This window comes from Rhizobium sp. NRK18 (genome assembly GCF_024385575.1).
Classification (GTDB): domain Bacteria; phylum Pseudomonadota; class Alphaproteobacteria; order Rhizobiales; family Rhizobiaceae; genus JANFMV01.
Genome location: NZ_JANFMV010000001.1, coordinates 364630 through 380595, shown reverse-complemented (window position 1 = coordinate 380595; position 15966 = coordinate 364630). Strand labels below are relative to the sequence as shown.

The window sequence follows — 15966 nt, the reverse complement described above, 5'->3', positions numbered from 1 at the left end:
ATAGGTTGGGGTGTCGAGACCGGTTTCCTGTCCAAGGCGCCCCTGCCGCATTTTGGCATCCCGAAGCTGATTCCATGATGCAATTCTGTCTGAAAATGGGTATCGCTATGATCCCGAAACCTGACTTGGTCTCCCGGACGAACCGCCATCGGTGCCGGCTCGCCACGTGGTGAAAATCCCAAGTCATTCTCAAGGGCGACAGCGTCGAAAACTGTCGCCGGCATAAAGGACATTCTTGATGAACGCGTTAAAGCAGCGGCTTCTGGCCGGTGAGTTCATATCGGCAGCCTGGGCGGAGATGGGCTCCGCCGACAACGCCGAGGTCATGGTCTACAACGGCTGGCCCGTCATCGTCATCGACGGCGAACATGGCATCGGCGATCTCGAAACCTGGGTCGGCATGTCGCGCGCCATCGAGGCGGCCGGCGGCCATGCGGTCCTGCGCGTACCCAACAGCCAGCCCTGGATGCTGAACAAGATCCTCGACCGCGGCATCCGTTCGATCATCGTGCCGCGCGTCAACACGCCCGAAGAAGCACAGATCATCGCCGATGCCTGCCGCTATCCGCCGCGTGGCAATCGCGGCTATGCCGCCCCAATTCTGAGGGCCTCCAATTACAGCGCGCGGCCCGACTACGCCCTGAAGGAAGCGCATGACGACGTCCTCGTGATGGTCCAGTGCGAACATGTGCAGGCGGTCGAGAACATTGCCGCAATCGCCTCCATCGACGGCATCGACGCGATCTTCATCGGCCCCAACGATCTCGCGGGCTCGGTCAACCATCTCGAGCGGCTGACGGAAGCCGAGCCGCAGGCGCTCATTCAGCGCGCGGAAGAAGGCTGCCTGGCGAAAGGCAAGCTGCTGGCGACGATCGCCGGCGCCGGCCGCAGCTGGGCCGACCTCAAGGAGATCGGCTATCGTTTCGTGGTCGGCCCGAACGATGTCTCGCTGCTGATCAACGGCGCCCGGCAGGCCGCCGCCGAGCGCGACCAGTCTCTCGGCACCGAGGCTGCTCCTCTCAAGAAGCCGGGCGCGTCCTACGGCTGGTAATGTCTGACGAAACGGCGAGGCGATGGATCCATCGCCTCCCCGTTCTTGTGTCGGCAAGATCAGCCGGCCGGCGCCGGCCCTCCGAGATCAGAGTTCGGCGAGCCGCAAGCCGTCCTTGTCGAAAAGATGCAGATGCTTCGGCTCGAAGCTCAGCCGGATTTCATCTCCGGCGACGAGCTCGTGCTGGCCGGCCAGCACCGCGAGCATGATCTCGCCGGTCGATAGCCGGCAATGCACCACGGTTTCCGATCCCAGCGCCTCGACGAGATCGATGGTCACGGCGATGCTGGCCTCATCCGGTCCGGCAAGACGGATGTGCTGCGGCCGGACACCGATCGTCACGTCTTCACCACCAGTCATTGCCTTCACCGGAACGGTCAGCGTTTCCTCGCCGAGAATGCGGATCGTCGTCCCTTCGGCGCCTGTGCCGATGATGCTGCCCGACAGGAAGTTCATGCTGGGCGCCCCGATGAAGCCGGCGACGAAGCGGTTCGCAGGCCGGTTGTAGAGCTCCAGAGGCGTGCCGACCTGTTCGATCTGCCCCTTGCGGAGAACCACGATGCGGTTTGCCAGAGTCATGGCCTCGACCTGATCGTGGGTGACGTAGATCATCGTCGTCTTCAGCCGCTTGTGCAGGGCGGAAAGTTCGGCACGCATCGATATCCGCAGTTCCGCATCGAGGTTCGACAGCGGCTCGTCAAGCAGAAACGCCGTTGGATTGCGCACAATCGCGCGGCCGATCGCCACGCGCTGGCGCTGGCCGCCGGAAAGCTGCCCCGGCCGCCGCTCCAGATAGTCGCCGATCTCAAGCATGCGCGCCGCTTCTGCGATCCGGCTTTCGATCTCGGACTTCGGCATGCGGGCGTTCTCGAGCCCGAAGGCGAGGTTCTGGCGAACGCTCATATGCGGATAGAGCGCATAGGACTGAAACACCATGGCAAGCCCGCGGTCTGCGGCCGGCACGTCGGTGACAACCTTCTCGTCGATCGTGATCTTGCCGCTGGTCGGCTTGTCGAGGCCGGCGATCTGGCGCAGCAGCGTCGACTTCCCACACCCGGACGGCCCCACGAAGACGACGAACTCGCCGTCCTGGATATCGAGATCGATGCCATGCAACACGTTGATCGCGCCGAAGGACTTGGTGATTTTTTCCAGTGTGATCCGGCCCATGCCGCACTCCCTACTTCAAACCCGATGTCGCAATGCCGCGTGTGATGAACTTCTGCAGGAACACGAACACGAGGACGACGGGGATCATGGTGACGACGGTCATCGCCAGTATGTATTGCCATTGGACGTTGAGCTGGCCGGCATAGACATTCAGGCCGACCTGCAGCGTGTAGAGCGAGGATCGGCTGAGCACGATCAGCGGCCAGAGGAAATCGTTCCAGCGCCAGACGACCGAGAAGATCGCAAGCACGGCAAGCGCCGGCGTGGCCAGCGGCAGCACGATGCGCCAGTAGATCTGCCACTCCGACGCCTTGTCCATGCGGGCCGCATCGATGAGCTCGTCCGGGATCGTCAGCATGTACTGGCGCAGCAGGAAGACGCCGGTCGGCGTCGCCACCGTCGGCAGGATCACGCCCCAGAGATTGTTGAACAGGCCGAGCGCCGACACGATCGAATAGAGCGGCACCATGATGACGCCGAGCGGTACCATCAGCGTTCCGACGATGATGATCAGGATCAGGCTCTGGCCACGGAACTTGTATTTCGACAGCGCGAAAGCGGCCATCGAATTGATTGCCAGCGTGATGATGGTGGCCATCACGGTCACGAACACCGAGTTCCAGAGATAGCGCAGGAAATCGAACTGGATGAAGGGCTCGGTGTAGTTCTCGGTCGCGAACTCGATCATGTCGACCGGTTTGCGGTTGTTGATATTGATCTTGTAGACCGTCGACGGGTTCTTCGGATCGATCATCTGCGCGACGATCCCGACACGGCGCTTCTCCACGAGCTTCGCCGTCGTGCCGTCCGGCAGGGTGACCTCATAGAGCGGCAGCGGCTTGTCGAAGCCTTCGACCTTCACTTCCTGCGTCACATAGGGCAGGACCGTCGGCGGAAACTTGGAAAGCGCCGCCGGCGACTTGAAGGAAGAGAGCGTCAGCCAGACAGCCGGACCGAACATGATGATCAGCCCGCCGATCAGCCACACCCAGGTGACGATATCGGTCCAGTGCCAGCCGTCGCCACCACGGCGGCGGAAAATGAAGCGCGAGATGGCCGACATCAGCGCTCTCCCTTCTTCTCGTTACGGCGGGACGCCGCCATCTGCATGAGGGTCAGCACCACCAGCACGGCACCCATCAGGATCGACGCGGCAGCGGCAAGGCCGGGGTTTCTGAGTTCCGACGCGAAGCCCATCTCGTAGATGTATTGCACGATATACATGGTGCTGGTTCCGGGTCCGCCGCCGGTCAGGACGAAGGCCTCGTCGAACACCTGCACGGCGCGGATCAGTGCGAGCACGAGCACGACGATGAGGTTCGGCATCAGGAGCGGCAGGGTAATGCGCCAGAAGACGCGGCTGCGCGAGGTGCCGTCCATCTGGGCAGCCTCATAGAGGTCCTTCGGAATTGCCTGCAGGCCGGCCAGCAGGATCAGCGTGTAGAAGCCCATATGCGCCCAGATGGTCACGCCGATCGTCGCCATGAAGGCGGTGGTGCGATCGGTCAGCCAGTTGAACGGCTCGGCGCCGAACCACTCGTAGAGAATGAAATTCAAGAGGCCCTGGCGCTGCAGGATCCACCGCCAGATCAGGCCGGTGACGACGGGCGACAGGAGAACAGGGAAAAAGAACACCGCGCGCCAGAAGCTGCGGCCGATGATCTCGCGGTTGAGGATGAGCGCCGTGACCAGGGACAGCACGATAAGCAATATGACCTGGAGGACGACGAACAGCGCCGTGTTCTGCACCGCGGTCCAGAACCCGTCCTGCACGCAGGAGTTCGGATCGAGATAATTGCCGCAGGAGAAGATTTCCCGATATTGCTGCATGCCGACATAGCGACGCTCGTCCAGGAATATCTGCGCGCCGCCGGTCATCGAATAGATGAAGTTGATGACGAACGGGATCAGCACGAAAACGCCGAAGACGGCCATGTTGGGCAACAGGAAGAACGAGGCCATGCCGGTCTGGCCGGTCGCCTTCTGCCAGCGCCTGAGCGGGATGTCGATGATCCCCATGATGCGTTCGACCACGGCCATCGTGAGGCCGCTCGCCATGGTCCCTAGCGTCTTTCGGTTTTCGGACATGATCAAAACTTTCCTTCACGCCGGCGCACGATGCGCCGGCGTTTGGTGTCGGACAGGGAGGATTTACTTCGCTTCCTTCACCTTGTCGGCAATGTCCTGATCGATGCGGCCATAGGCTTCATCGAGGCTCATTTCACCGGCCATGACCTGGCTGACGCGGCTGACAAGGGCGCCGTAATAGGCGTCAGACCACTTCCAGCCCGGCAGCTTCAATGCTTCCGGAGCGGTCGTCGAAGACGCCTTCACGAAGGTATTGAGCGCTTCCTTGGCGAACTGGTTGTCCGTCTTGAAGTCGAGGCCGCCGGCGATGACTTCCTTGTTCGACGGCAGGAACAGCGTCCGTTCGGCGAACTCCTTGGCGACCGGAGTGGAGGCCAGGTAATCCATCACCTTGGCGACGTCCTCCGGGTTTTTCGTGGCCTTCATGGCAACGAGGCCAGCGCCGCCGGGCATGCCGGTGCAGGCAGCCGGGCCACAGGGGCTTCCGGTGGCGACCCAGTCGAAGTCCGTGCCGATCTTGGTCATGAAGTTCGGGATCTGCCACGAACCGGCATAGTAGAAGGCGACCTGCGAATTGATGAAGTCGTCGGCTGCCGCACGGTAGGTGGTTCCTGCAGCAGAAACCCAGACGTCCCGTTCCGCAATGCCGTCCTTCGTCCAGCCCACGAGGTCGGAGATGAACTTCTTGCCCTTGTCGTCCAGCGGCGCCGGCATGCCGTCGGCACCGATATAGTTCGCGCCATAGGAAATCATCGGCCCGGTGATGCGGTGGCCGGAGCGGTCGATCGCGAAGGCGTAGGGAATCTGCTGGCTCTCGGCGACCTTTTGCGTGGCCTTGGCCCAGTCTTCCCAGGTCGCATCCGGGCCCGGAAGGGCAACGCCGGCCTGGTCGAACAGCGTCTTGTTGGCAAAACCGCCGGTCAGCGTGATCTGCGTCATGAAACCGGGAATGATGTCGGATCCGTCCGGACGCATCCAGTCGAGCTGGTCACCGTAGTTCTTCTTCCAGAAATCGACGTCCTTGAGATAGGGCGTCAGGTCGAGCCAGTACTGCGACAGCGACTTCAGGTTCGTCACGCGGGCGATGTCGGGCCCGTTGCCAGCCGCCAGCTGCACCGGAAGCTGCTCCTTGATGACCGAATAGGCCACCTCGTCGATCGTGACGTGAATGTCCGGATTGTCCTTTTCAAACCGGCTGATGAGGTCCTTGAGAACCTCTCCTTCGACGCCATCGGAATACCACATGATGCGGACGTCGCCGGCAAAGGCCGCCGTCGTGGACATCAGCGCCATGGCGGCGGCTGCAATTATGGTCTTGTTCTTCATCATCGTCTCCTCCTTCGATGAACGGCGTTGTGCCGTCGGTTGCATCCGGCGAGGGCCCCTTCCCATGGCCATCACCGCATTCGTCATCCGCGGGTGGCGATCGCCCCCTGCGGCAGAACTTCTGCATGGCCCTCGACGCTCCAGCCGGCCGGATCGAGCACGCGCCCTTCGGCGCTGATCCGCCCGTCGGCATGAAGCGTCACCAGGCCATATTCCGGGTCATCGATGGAAAGCGTCCCATCGGCATTTTCCTTGACCGCGAGACCACCGAAGCGTTTGGCGAACGCCGACTGATCTCCATCGTGATCCGTGCTGCCGAGACGGACGATCCAGGTCCCCCTGTGTCCGGCAAGCCGCAATTCGTTGCCCGCCGTCGGACCTTCTCCGACCAGCTGAAGCGCCGAGCCGCCCTTCAGCAGCACCAGCCCCTTGCCGGACGTGGCAAACGCAACCTCACCCTCGACAGTCGAAGAACCGAAGATCTGGCGCGGGAACCAGGCATGGGTGAAGTCCGGCTGTTCAGGTGCGCATTCGAAGATCGCCACCGCCAGGCCGCGATAGTGCCAGAGCCGCGGCAGGCTGCCGGAGCCGCCCCAATAGGATGGACGGCCGTAACCCGAATGAATGGTTTCGCCCGGATGGTTGATCCAGATCTGCGCATCCGGATCGTCGCCGAGGCGCACATGCAGGACGGTTTCCTGATACCCCCATTCGTTCCAGCGGTAATGCGCCGCCGTGCCGATGGAATAGGCTTCGGTCTTGTAGTGATAGAGACGCGCCATGCGGTTTTCGCCCTGCGCGAACACCCATTCCTGCGCATCGTTCGACCGCCAGTCGGCAACAGCGGCGAGCTCGGCGGGGATTTCCAGGCCGTGATCGCGAAGGCAGACCGCCATCTGCGGCAGCGCATGCACCCGGCGACCGTAATTGCCGGTCCCCCAGATCAGCCGGGCAATGCCGGAAAGCTCCAGCGATCCCGCCGCCCGCAGCGTGTGCTCGTAGGAACGCCCCTGCGCACCCGTCAGGATACCGTGATGCGCCGAGCGCGCGACGATGGTCACCAGCCGAACGATCGCCTTGCGCGCCCGCTCGCGGACATCCGCATCCGGCGCCAGCGCAAAGAGCGCCGTCAGGCCCTTCAGGTCGATCGGGAAATAGGGTGCCGAATTGAACTCGGCCATTTCCCACTTTTCGAAGTGATCGAGCCAGGCGCGGACACGGGCGAGCCCCGTCGCGGACTGATCGCGTCCGGAACGTCTCGAGCGCCGGAAGGTCGCGTCCGGCAGCAATGCGCCGGCGAGATAGGCGGCCGTGTGGAACAGCAGCGCGTGGTTTTCCGAAAAGTACCACTGCACGTCGTTGCCGGGTTCATCCATCCAGTAACGGTAGGACAGGATCGCCTCGTCGATCTTCGCGACCACTTCCGGCGCGATATGGGCGCCATAGGCAGTGCGGCACCACAAAAGCGGCACAAGCGCGAAATCGGCGCAGTCGTGGCAATCGACGATGGTCGGCAGCGTTTCGGCGATCATGCGGTCCGTGTCGGTGCCGTAGCGGCCCGAGGCGAGACGCGCGAGCGCCGTCACATTGTCCGGTTCCCCGTAGTCTGAAATCTCGTCCAGCGTCTCCCGGATACGACCGGGAATGTCTGATGCCGCGACACCCTGCCGCTCGCCATGGCAGATCTCGACACCGAAGACCCGGCTTGCCGTGAACCCGCCGACGGACAGATCGACATGGAAGTGGCGGAAGTCGGACGGCAGGTTTTCCGTCTCGCCGACCGCAATGCGCGATTGCCCGGCCTTCAGTGTCCGCGACACCTTCATTGGCTCTTCGCGCGACATGAAATCGCCGGCGATCGTCACCGTCGCCTCGGCATCGACGGAGATGCCGGCCGATGTCGTCAGCGCCACCTCGCCGGTGCGATAGACCGGCCGTTCGAAATGCATACGGTCGAGAGCGACCTCAATTTCGGCAGCCACGGCACCGTCGACCGGAACCGGCAGCGCCTGCTCGGCCTCGGGGCCGGAGACGTAATCCAGCTGGAAGAAGTAGCGAGCATCACGCTCGGCGAGATCGTCGAAGAAGATCGCGATCTCGTTCTCGCCGGCGGCAAGCTCGACCGTAAATTCCTTCTTGGCTTCCAGATTGCGGACATAGTCGGCCATCCAGCCGGCTTCCGCTCCATTGACGAAGAGGACAGCGCCGCCACAGGTGCCGAGCCGGAGCGTCGCAGTGCCCGCTTCCTTCACCGAGATCATGGTGCGCGCCCAGGTGCCGATGACCGTCGGACGGAACCAGAAGCCGGAGAGATCGACCCGTGGGGAAGCGAAGGGCATCCAGAAGCGCGACAGCGCGAATTGTCCGGCGACCTCCGGTCGCTTGCCTCTGCGCTCTGCGGCAAAGGCCGTGCGGCAGGGATATTCGTGCGGGATGAAATTCTTGTGCTTCGTCAGGAAGAAGAAGGGATCCATTTCCCCCTTCATCGGCTGGTCCGGCACATCGTAACGCGCCTCGGCGGTCGCGCCGAGCTGCCAGTAGGTGACGGGCGCGCCGGCCGGCAGGGGACGGCGCAGGTGGTCTTGTTCGGTCACGGTCTTCATCGCCACGTTCATTTCAAATCCGCCACAGGAACCGGGTTGACGTCGGTATAGGCCTGGTTTTCGCCGGTCATGCCCCAGACGAAGGCGTAGGGGCCGGTGCCGGCGCCCATATGGATCGACCAGGCGGGCGACAGTACCACGTCGCCGTTGGCGACGATGAGGTTGCGTGTCTCGTCCGGCCGGCCCATGAGATGGATCACCCGGTCGGCCTCGTCGAGGTCGAAATAGCAATAGGCCTCCATGCGCCGCTCATGCAGGTGCGGGGGCATGGTGTTCCAGATGCTGCCGGGTGCGAGATCGGTGATCCCCATCAGTAGGAGGCATGATGGAGCGACCTCGGGGTGGATGTACATTTTCAGCCGCCGCTTGTTGGATCGGGCGTCTTCGCCGAGATCCAGCGGCTTGGCTTCTTCCTTGGTGATCAGGCGGTGCGCGATGTCGCGGCCCGCCGGAACGGAATTCATGTAGAAGCGCGCCGGCGCCGAAGCATCGTCGCTCGTCAGCGTCACCTGCCTTGCACCGCGACCGACATAGAGGATGTCGCGGTTGGCGAGCGCGAAGGTTTCACCGTCGACGGTGATCCGGCCGGCTCCGCCGAGATTGGCGATCCCCATCTCGCGGGCGGTGAAAAACAGCGGCGTGCCGACATCCGCGCCGTCACCGAAGGTCAGCGCTTCGCCCGCCGGGCAAGCCGCGCCGACGATCATCCGGTCGACATGGGTATAGGCGAATTCGATCGCGCCCGGCTGGAAGAGCTTCTCGACGAGGAACTCCGCGCGCAGGCGCTTGGTGTCGAAGGATGGGATATCGGCCGGCGAGACGCCGTAGAGGACACGCATCGTCATGCCGCAGCCTCCTCGTTTCTGCCGACATGCTGCAGACCTTCCGTCAGGCAGAGGATCGCCAGCGCCTGGCCGTAACCGGTCGGCTGGATCGGGATGTCCTTGTAGAACTGCAGGTCGTGCCCCATGCGGGTGCCGTAGGACACGTTCGAGACCGTACCGCTGTCGTCGATATTGTCGACCACGACCTGAAGGGCGCGAAGCCCGGCATCGCGGCATTCCTTCGGTCCGACACCGAGGCGTGCGGCCTTCATCAGCCCGTAGCCGAAGCCCGCCGTCGCCGAGATCTCTTCGTAGGAGGTCGGATCGTCCAGCAGCGTGTGCCAGGCGCCCGACGGTGCCTGCAGCCTGAGAAGCGCATCGATCTGCGTTTCGAGAACGCCGATCAGGAAGGTGCGGACCGGCGCCGGAATGTCGGCAAGCTCGATCAGGTCGAGGATGCCGAGCGTGATCCAGCAATTGCCACGCGCCCAGAGCGCCCGGGCGAAATTGTGCCGACCGTCGAACGTCCAGCCATGGAACCAGAGGCCGGACTTGGGATCGGCCAGATAGCGGGTGTGCAGCAGGAACTGGTGGCAGGCTTCGTCGACCAGTTCCTTGCGGCCGGAAGCGTGACCGTAGGAGGCGAGGAACAGGCCGACCATGACCAGCGTGTCGTCCCAGAGTTCCTGATCGTTGATCTTGTCCGAGACGATGTGCGGCAGGCCGCGTTCCGGCGTGCGCGGCATCTCTTTCAATATGCGGTCGGCCCACTGATCCATGACCGGGACCCAGCGCGCGTCGCGCGTTTCGCGCCACAGGAGCGAGAGCGCCAGCATCGGCGCGGTGGTGTTGATGTTGAGCGTCGGCAGGCCCGCCGCGATGCGATCGCCATACCACTTTTCAATAAGCGGCTTCAGCGCCGCATCGCCCGACTGCTGCCAGAGGCGCACGAGGCCATAGAGGCCGACGCCCTGCGGCCATTCCCAGGAATTGAAGCTGATATAGTCGCCGGGCGTGCCGTCCAGGTTCGGCTCGTCGTACTGCCCGTCATGGCGCAGGTTCGTCATACCATCGACAAGCAGCGTCAATCGTTCGCGCAAGGCGCGTCCGTCTGGAATCATTTCGGCAATCCTCCCGTATCGCGCCGTCTCGTCTCCATTCAACTCTACCGGACGGCTTGAATGAAACGGTGCCACAGCGAAATTTATTGCGCAATCTGAAAATTTTTTGCAGTTTATGCGAACTAATGGGAGGACATTGCCTTGAACACGATTACCGGAAAGCGGGGCAGGCCGAGCCGCAAGGTGCGGCTGGAGGACATCGCGGCGCGTTGTGGCGTGTCGCTGAGCACGGCGTCGCGGGCGCTCGCCGGCGAAAAGGGCGTGCGGCCGGAAATCCGCGCGCAGGTCGCCGAAATGGCCAAGACGCTGAATTACAGCGTTCCCGCCTCCGTCGCCGGCAGAAAGGTGATCCTGGCGGCCAGCAGCGTCGCGATGATCGACTATGTGCGCAACCAGTTCACCGCGCAGGTGCTGGAAGGGCTGCATCAGCGGGCCGAAACGCTGGGCGTGGAGATCGTCACCCAGCCGGTTTCCAATACGGCAAGCGACATCGACACCCTTCGCCAGTCGCTGGAAGACGAGCAGGTCGCCGGCTTCCTGTTCATGACGCTGGACGAGGAGGAGGTGCTGGCGCTGACCCGCGATTTCGGCAAGCCGGTCATCCTGGTCAACGGCGACGACCCCTTGATGCGCCTTTCCAGCGTCACGCCCTGCAATCGATCCGCCGCCGCAATGGGCACCGATCACCTGCGACGCCTCGGCCACGAACGCATCCTCTTCCTCATGCGCCGAGGCCGGCGCACCATCGAACGGCGTTACGAAGGCTGGCGCGACGTCATGCTGCAACAGGGCGCGGAAGACATTGCCGACCTGGTCGTCGAGGTCGACGACTGGCTGCCCGACCTCGCCGCCGACGCCATCAAGAAGCGCATCGAGGCGCGCGGGCTGGACTTTTCCGCCATCCTGACGGCGGGTGAAAGCCTTGCGCTCGGCGCCATGGCCGGCGTCAGCCGTGCGGGCTACCGCGTGCCCTCCGACGTGTCCGTCATTGGCATGGACGACCTGCCGCAGGCGGCCTTCTACAGTCCGCCGCTGACCTCGATCCACGTGCCGATGCGCGATATCGGCGCTGCGGCGCTCGACCTTCTGATCGACAGCGTGAGCGGCATTCCCGGCCCGGCCCGACGTGTGGAACTCGCCTGCCATATCGTCGAACGCCAATCCACGGCCCGCGCCAGACACGGATGACGCGCCGCACCTTAGCCGGCTAATCACTCCATGTCTGAAGCGGATTGATCCTCTCATCAGCGCACCTTGTAACCCACTGCGGTCAGATCGACCGCCTGGCCGGTCGTCGCCGACTGCTGCGCCGCCATGCCCATAGCCACGGCCCACCAGCCGTCCTTTAGGCCGACCTCGACCTCCTGCTGACCGGCGACCACGCGCTGAAAGCGCTGATGCTGGTAGAAGGTCGAGCCGTTGTGATCTCCGGCGGCAAGAAGCTGCGGATCGACGGGAATTTCGATGGTGCGGGGACCGGCAGGTTCGCGCGGCGACACCACGACCTCGGGCACTGGCGGCGCGCCGAGATGCTCCGGCCAGAAGCGTCCGGGACCCGGCACGTGGCACTCGATCTTGCCTTTTGGCCCGACGGCGGAGATCTCCTCCTGAAAGCGCGAGCCTTCGGCGAACATGCAGAGTTCCAGCATCGCCCGCGCGCCCGACGCAAAATCGACGATCACATAGGCGTTGTCCCAGATGTCCGACCGCTCGCCATCATAGAATTCGTCGAGATGGTTCACGGACTGGCCGCCCGACGCCATGATCCGGACCGGATCGGACTTCAGGATATGGCGCATCAGGTCGAAGAAGTGGCAGCATTTTTCGACCAGCGTGCCGCCCGTGTTGCGGTTGAAACGGTTCCAGTCGCCGACCTTCTCGAGAAACGGAAACCGATGCTCGCGGATCGTCAACATGCGGATGCCGCCTGTCGCCTCGTCCGCCTGTTCGATCAGGCGGGCGACGGGCGGCATGTAACGGTACTCCATGGCCACCCAGATGGGCGCGGGATAGGCGGCGCGCAGCGCGGCAAGGCGCTCGGCATCCGCCGGTGCCGTGAACAGCGGCTTCTCGACGAGCACGGGCAGCGGCCGGATGGCCGCGATTTCCTCGAGCTGGGCGAGATGCAGATAATTCGGGCTGGCGATCAGCAGGCAATTGACGTCATCGACCGCGAGAAGCTCGGCAATCGATCCGGCAAGCACCGCCTCCGGCACCATGGCCGATGCCGTTGCCCGCATGGCGGCGTCGGGCTCGAAGATCGCCGCCACCCGGGCGTTCTGCAGGAGCGCGATGTTGCGCAGGTGCTCGTGCCCCATCATGCCACAACCGATAATGCCGTAATTCAGCGTTTTCATGCTCATTCCTATTTGAGACGGGCGACGTAGCGGGCGATATCGGGATCGAACCAGCTGAAGGAAACTTCGGCGCGGGCGCCATCCTGGGCCTCACTGACGCGGGTCACGAGCGGCACGGGCGCGCCAGCAACCATGGCAAATGGTGCCCGCGTCCAGTCCGGAACGGCGCCGAGACCCACCTGATCTTCGGCGCGCGTAATCCAGAGGCCAAGCTTCTGCCGGTAGAAGAGGTAGAGGGATTCAGAAAGGTCATCCAGGGTGATCGCCTCCGCGTAGCGACTGTCGAGCCAGATCTCCTCCAGCGCTGCCGGCTTGCCGGAGAGGTAGCGGATCCGGCGAATGCGATGGGCGTCCGGCGACGCACCGAAGGCCGGCAATCCATCCGGCTTTTTCAGGCGTTCGACGCTGAGCGCCTCGGCTGTCGGCAATCCGCCGCCGCCGATCAGTTCGAGCCGGAACATGGCATAGACGCTTTTCGGGTCGCTGATCGCGCGGACGTAGTTGCCGGAGCCCTGGACCCGCTCCAGGAGGCCTCGGCTTTCGAGTTCCGCCAGCGACTTGCGCAATGTGCCGACCGCGACACCCAGCTGGGTCGCCATTTCTCGCTCCGGCGGCAGCCGCTCGCCATCGACCAGCCGGTTCGCAGCGATATCGCGAACGAGCAGTTCGACGATCTGCAGATAGGCCGGAAGGCTGCCTCGCGTTTGATTTGACTGCATTTTTCTTTGCTTCCGGTGGCGAACGGAAAAATTGATACACTATTGATCTATATCAATGCGGATGTTATGCAAAGAAAAAAATGCGCAAGCCGAGGAGTTTTTCCCGATGACCATCGTCCCCGTCACCTCTGCCGACCTTGATGCCGCGGAAGTGTCCTGGTTCTCCGCCCTGTGCTCGGACGACTATGAATTCCTCGGCGTGCCGGACGGCCGCCTGCGGTCTGATTTCGAACACTGCTCCGACATCGTGACGACCGCCGAGCGTCTCGGCTTCCGCAACATCCTCTGCCCGTCCTCCTATCAGGTCGGCCAGGACACGCTTTCCTTTGTCGCCGGCTGCGCGCCGCTGACCGACAGCATCAACTTCCTCGCTGCCATTCGCTGCGGAGAAATGCAGCCGATCATGCTGGCCCGCACCGTGGCGACGCTCGATCACATGCTGAAGGGCCGGCTGACGCTGAACGTCATCAGCTCCGATTTTCCGGGTGAAGTCGCCGACAGCGCCTTCCGCTACAAGCGCAGCCACGAGGTCGTCGAGATCCTGCGCCAGGCATGGACGCGCGATACGATCGACTTCGAAGGCGAGGTCTACAATTTCAAGGGTGTGACGACCGAGCCCGCCCGGCCCTATCAGCAGAATGGCGGACCGCTTCTCTACTTCGGCGGCTACTCGCCGGATGCGTTAGAGCTCTGCGGCGCCCAGTGCGACGTCTACCTGATGTGGCCGGAACCGAGGGAGCAGCTCGCCGAGCGCATGAAGGCCGTCAACGAGCGCGCAAGCGCCCATGGTCGCACGCTGGATTACGGCCTGCGCGTCCACATGATCGTCCGCGACACGGAGAAGGAAGCGCGCGAATATGCGGACCATCTCGTCTCAAAGCTCGACGACGAATACGGCAAGCTGATCCGCGATCGCGCCCATGATTCGATCTCGCTCGGCGTTTCCCACCAGGCACGCGCACGCGAGCTCGCCGACAAATTCGGCTATATCGAGCCGCATCTGTGGACCGGCATCGGCCGTGCCCGCTCGGGCTGCGGCGCCGCGATCGTCGGTTCGACCGACCAGGTGCTGTCCGAACTGGAGGCCTATCGCAATATGGGCATCCGCGCCTTCATCCTTTCCGGCTATCCGCACCTTGACGAGGCCGAACATTTCGGCACCAAGGTTCTGCCGCAGCTGAAAACCTGTTCGCTGCCGCATGAATATGGACGCGTGCCGGCTGAAACCCCGGCGACGCCACTTGGAAACGGAGTTCGCCACTGATGGAACGCATCGACATCGCCCCTGGTCTCACCCTCAGCCGCCTCGTCTACGGCATGTGGCGTCTCGCCGAAGACACGGACACCTCGCCGGCCCGCATCGAGGCGAAGGTGGAGGCATGCCTCGAACAGGGCATCACCACGATGGACCATGCCGACATTTACGGCGGCTACACGGTGGAAGGCATCTTCGGCCATGCACTAAAGGCCGCGCCGGCGCTGCGAGACAAGATCGAGATCGTCACCAAATGCGGCATCGTGGCACCCGCCGGCCGCCATGCGGCCACCCGCGTCAAGCATTACGACACCTCCGCCGCCCACATCAACGCCTCCGTCGAGGCTTCGCTGAAGGACCTTGCCACCGATCGCATCGACCTTCTGCTGATCCACCGGCCGGATCCGTTCATGGATGCCGATGAAACCGGTCCGGCGCTGGATACACTGGTAAAATCCGGCAAGGTCAGAAGCGTCGGCGTTTCGAATTTCCGCCCGTGGGATTTCTCGCTTCTCCAGTCGTCGATGGAAGAGACGCTGGTCACCAACCAGATCGAACTGAGCCTCATCCACACCCCGGCCTTCACCAACGGCGACCTCGCCTTCCTGCAGGAGCGGATGATTGCGCCGATGGCATGGTCGCCGCTCGGCGGCGGGTCGCTGTTCGATGGTTCGCGGCCGGAGCTGCTGGCTGCCCTGAAGCGGATCGGGACGGAACAGGGCGTCGACGAAACGGCGGTGGCGATTGCCTGGCTGCTGGCGCACCCTGCCCGCATCATGCCGGTTCTCGGCACCAATCGCCTCGACCGGATCGCCCGCATCGCCGACGCCGCCAAGGTCGAGATCGATCGACAGACATGGTTCGAACTCTACACGATCGCCACCGGAAAAGAGGTCCCCTGATGATGATTGCTGGCAATGTGCCGTCCCACGGCGAACATGTCTTCGTGCCGGATGCAGAGAATGCGCGGCCGTTCCGCAATGCGCTCGGCAGCTTCACGACGGGTGTGACCGTCGTCACCGCGATGGGGCCGGAAGGTCCCACCGGCATGACGGTCAACAGCTTCGCCTCTGTCTCACTCGATCCGCCGCTCGTCCTCTGGTCGCCGGCAAAGAGTTCGGCCCGTCACGGCATCTACACCGACGCCGAGCATTACGTCATTCATGTTCTTGGCGCCGACCAGCATGATCTCAGCGCCCGCTTCACCCGCGGCGGAGCCGGTTTCGACGGCCTGCCCTGGTACGAGAATGGCGAAGGTGCGCCGATCATTCCCGGCACGCTTGCCCGCTTCGAATGCGCCCGCTCGACCCTGCACGACGCCGGCGATCATACGATCGTCATCGGCAGGGTGCTGCGCGCCGCCCATCGCGAGGGCGATCCCCTTTGCTTCTCGCGCGGCAGCTTCGGCCGTTTCGCCTTGAACGGCTGACCGAGGCCCGGAAGGCCGTCGGA

General features: G+C 63.5%; 14 protein-coding genes. 5 read left to right on the top strand and 9 right to left on the bottom strand.

Annotated elements, in window-relative coordinates:
• Positions 1-238 precede the first annotated feature (238 nt).
• Positions 239-1051, top strand: coding sequence for an HpcH/HpaI aldolase family protein (locus tag NN662_RS01720; protein WP_261928591.1), 813 nt, complete (start codon positions 239-241; stop codon positions 1049-1051).
• A gap of 87 nt (positions 1052-1138) precedes the next feature.
• On the opposite strand, the gene NN662_RS01715 is transcribed toward NN662_RS01720, so the two are convergent.
• The 7 genes from NN662_RS01715 to NN662_RS01685 form a co-directional block, all read right to left on the bottom strand.
• Positions 1139-2221 (bottom strand): ABC transporter ATP-binding protein, encoded by a 1083-nt coding sequence (locus NN662_RS01715; protein WP_261928590.1) that lies wholly within the window; start codon positions 2219-2221, stop codon positions 1139-1141.
• A 10-nt stretch (positions 2222-2231) separates the two neighbouring features.
• Positions 2232-3284, bottom strand: a complete 1053-nt coding sequence (locus tag NN662_RS01710) for a carbohydrate ABC transporter permease (RefSeq protein WP_261928589.1) — start codon at positions 3282-3284, stop codon at positions 2232-2234.
• A complete protein-coding gene (locus tag NN662_RS01705; protein ID WP_261931834.1) occupies positions 3284-4279 on the bottom strand; it encodes a carbohydrate ABC transporter permease in 996 nt (331 codons plus the stop codon). The genes NN662_RS01710 and NN662_RS01705 overlap by 1 nt, the downstream gene beginning before the upstream one ends.
• A gap of 93 nt (positions 4280-4372) precedes the next feature.
• The gene (locus tag NN662_RS01700) at positions 4373-5638 is read right to left on the bottom strand and encodes an ABC transporter substrate-binding protein (protein WP_261928588.1); all 1266 of its coding nucleotides are present in this window, start codon (positions 5636-5638) and stop codon (positions 4373-4375) included.
• Positions 5639-5718: 80 nt separating this feature from the next.
• Positions 5719-8250 (bottom strand): hypothetical protein, encoded by a 2532-nt coding sequence (locus tag NN662_RS01695; RefSeq protein ID WP_261928587.1) that lies wholly within the window; start codon positions 8248-8250, stop codon positions 5719-5721.
• Entirely contained in the window at positions 8247-9083 is an 837-nt protein-coding gene (kduI, locus tag NN662_RS01690) for a 5-dehydro-4-deoxy-D-glucuronate isomerase (protein ID WP_261928586.1), read from the bottom strand. Before kduI ends, NN662_RS01695 begins: the two co-directional genes overlap by 4 nt.
• A complete protein-coding gene (locus tag NN662_RS01685) occupies positions 9080-10183 on the bottom strand; it encodes a glycoside hydrolase family 105 protein (RefSeq protein WP_261928585.1) in 1104 nt (367 codons plus the stop codon). The genes kduI and NN662_RS01685 overlap by 4 nt, the downstream gene beginning before the upstream one ends.
• 135 nt (positions 10184-10318) lie before the next feature.
• Here NN662_RS01685 and NN662_RS01680 point away from each other — a divergent pair, with 135 nt between their 5' ends.
• A complete protein-coding gene (locus tag NN662_RS01680) occupies positions 10319-11371 on the top strand; it encodes a LacI family DNA-binding transcriptional regulator (protein WP_410010956.1) in 1053 nt (350 codons plus the stop codon).
• Between the two features lie 56 nt (positions 11372-11427).
• Here the strand turns inward: NN662_RS01680 and NN662_RS01675 are convergent, their stop codons facing one another.
• Positions 11428-12540, bottom strand: a complete 1113-nt coding sequence (locus tag NN662_RS01675) for a Gfo/Idh/MocA family protein (RefSeq protein WP_261928583.1) — start codon at positions 12538-12540, stop codon at positions 11428-11430.
• Positions 12541-12548: 8 nt separating this feature from the next.
• A complete protein-coding gene (locus tag NN662_RS01670) occupies positions 12549-13259 on the bottom strand; it encodes a GntR family transcriptional regulator (protein WP_261928582.1) in 711 nt (236 codons plus the stop codon).
• A gap of 106 nt (positions 13260-13365) precedes the next feature.
• Between NN662_RS01670 and NN662_RS01665 the strand changes: the two genes are divergently transcribed.
• From NN662_RS01665 to NN662_RS01655, 3 genes are read left to right on the top strand one after another with little or no spacing between them, the layout of a single operon-like run.
• A complete protein-coding gene (locus tag NN662_RS01665; RefSeq protein ID WP_261928581.1) occupies positions 13366-14523 on the top strand; it encodes an LLM class flavin-dependent oxidoreductase in 1158 nt (385 codons plus the stop codon).
• Positions 14523-15416 (top strand): aldo/keto reductase family oxidoreductase, encoded by an 894-nt coding sequence (locus tag NN662_RS01660; protein ID WP_261928580.1) that lies wholly within the window; start codon positions 14523-14525, stop codon positions 15414-15416. The genes NN662_RS01665 and NN662_RS01660 overlap by 1 nt, the downstream gene beginning before the upstream one ends.
• Before the next feature lie 2 nt (positions 15417-15418).
• Complete coding sequence (locus NN662_RS01655) at positions 15419-15943, top strand: flavin reductase family protein (RefSeq protein ID WP_261931833.1); 525 nt, start codon at positions 15419-15421, stop codon at positions 15941-15943.
• The last annotated feature ends 23 nt before the right edge of the window (positions 15944-15966 follow it).

What these genes read in the sequence shown, in the direction of transcription:
- NN662_RS01720 (WP_261928591.1), top strand. Translation starts at nt 239, where the DNA reads ATGAACGCGTTAAAGCAGCGGCTTCTGGCCGGTGAGTTCATATCGGCA.
- NN662_RS01715 (WP_261928590.1), bottom strand. Translation starts at nt 2,221, where the DNA reads ATGGGCCGGATCACACTGGAAAAAATCACCAAGTCCTTCGGCGCGATC.
- NN662_RS01710 (WP_261928589.1), bottom strand. Translation starts at nt 3,284, where the DNA reads ATGTCGGCCATCTCGCGCTTCATTTTCCGCCGCCGTGGTGGCGACGGC.
- NN662_RS01705 (WP_261931834.1), bottom strand. Translation starts at nt 4,279, where the DNA reads ATGGCGAGCGGCCTCACGATGGCCGTGGTCGAACGCATCATGGGGATC.
- NN662_RS01700 (WP_261928588.1), bottom strand. Translation starts at nt 5,638, where the DNA reads ATGATGAAGAACAAGACCATAATTGCAGCCGCCGCCATGGCGCTGATG.
- NN662_RS01695 (WP_261928587.1), bottom strand. Translation starts at nt 8,250, where the DNA reads ATGAACGTGGCGATGAAGACCGTGACCGAACAAGACCACCTGCGCCGT.
- kduI (WP_261928586.1), bottom strand. Translation starts at nt 9,083, where the DNA reads ATGACGATGCGTGTCCTCTACGGCGTCTCGCCGGCCGATATCCCATCC.
- NN662_RS01685 (WP_261928585.1), bottom strand. Translation starts at nt 10,183, where the DNA reads ATGATTCCAGACGGACGCGCCTTGCGCGAACGATTGACGCTGCTTGTC.
- NN662_RS01675 (WP_261928583.1), bottom strand. Translation starts at nt 12,540, where the DNA reads ATGAAAACGCTGAATTACGGCATTATCGGTTGTGGCATGATGGGGCAC.
- NN662_RS01670 (WP_261928582.1), bottom strand. Translation starts at nt 13,259, where the DNA reads ATGCAGTCAAATCAAACGCGAGGCAGCCTTCCGGCCTATCTGCAGATC.
- NN662_RS01665 (WP_261928581.1), top strand. Translation starts at nt 13,366, where the DNA reads ATGACCATCGTCCCCGTCACCTCTGCCGACCTTGATGCCGCGGAAGTG.
- NN662_RS01660 (WP_261928580.1), top strand. Translation starts at nt 14,523, where the DNA reads ATGGAACGCATCGACATCGCCCCTGGTCTCACCCTCAGCCGCCTCGTC.
- NN662_RS01655 (WP_261931833.1), top strand. Translation starts at nt 15,419, where the DNA reads ATGATTGCTGGCAATGTGCCGTCCCACGGCGAACATGTCTTCGTGCCG.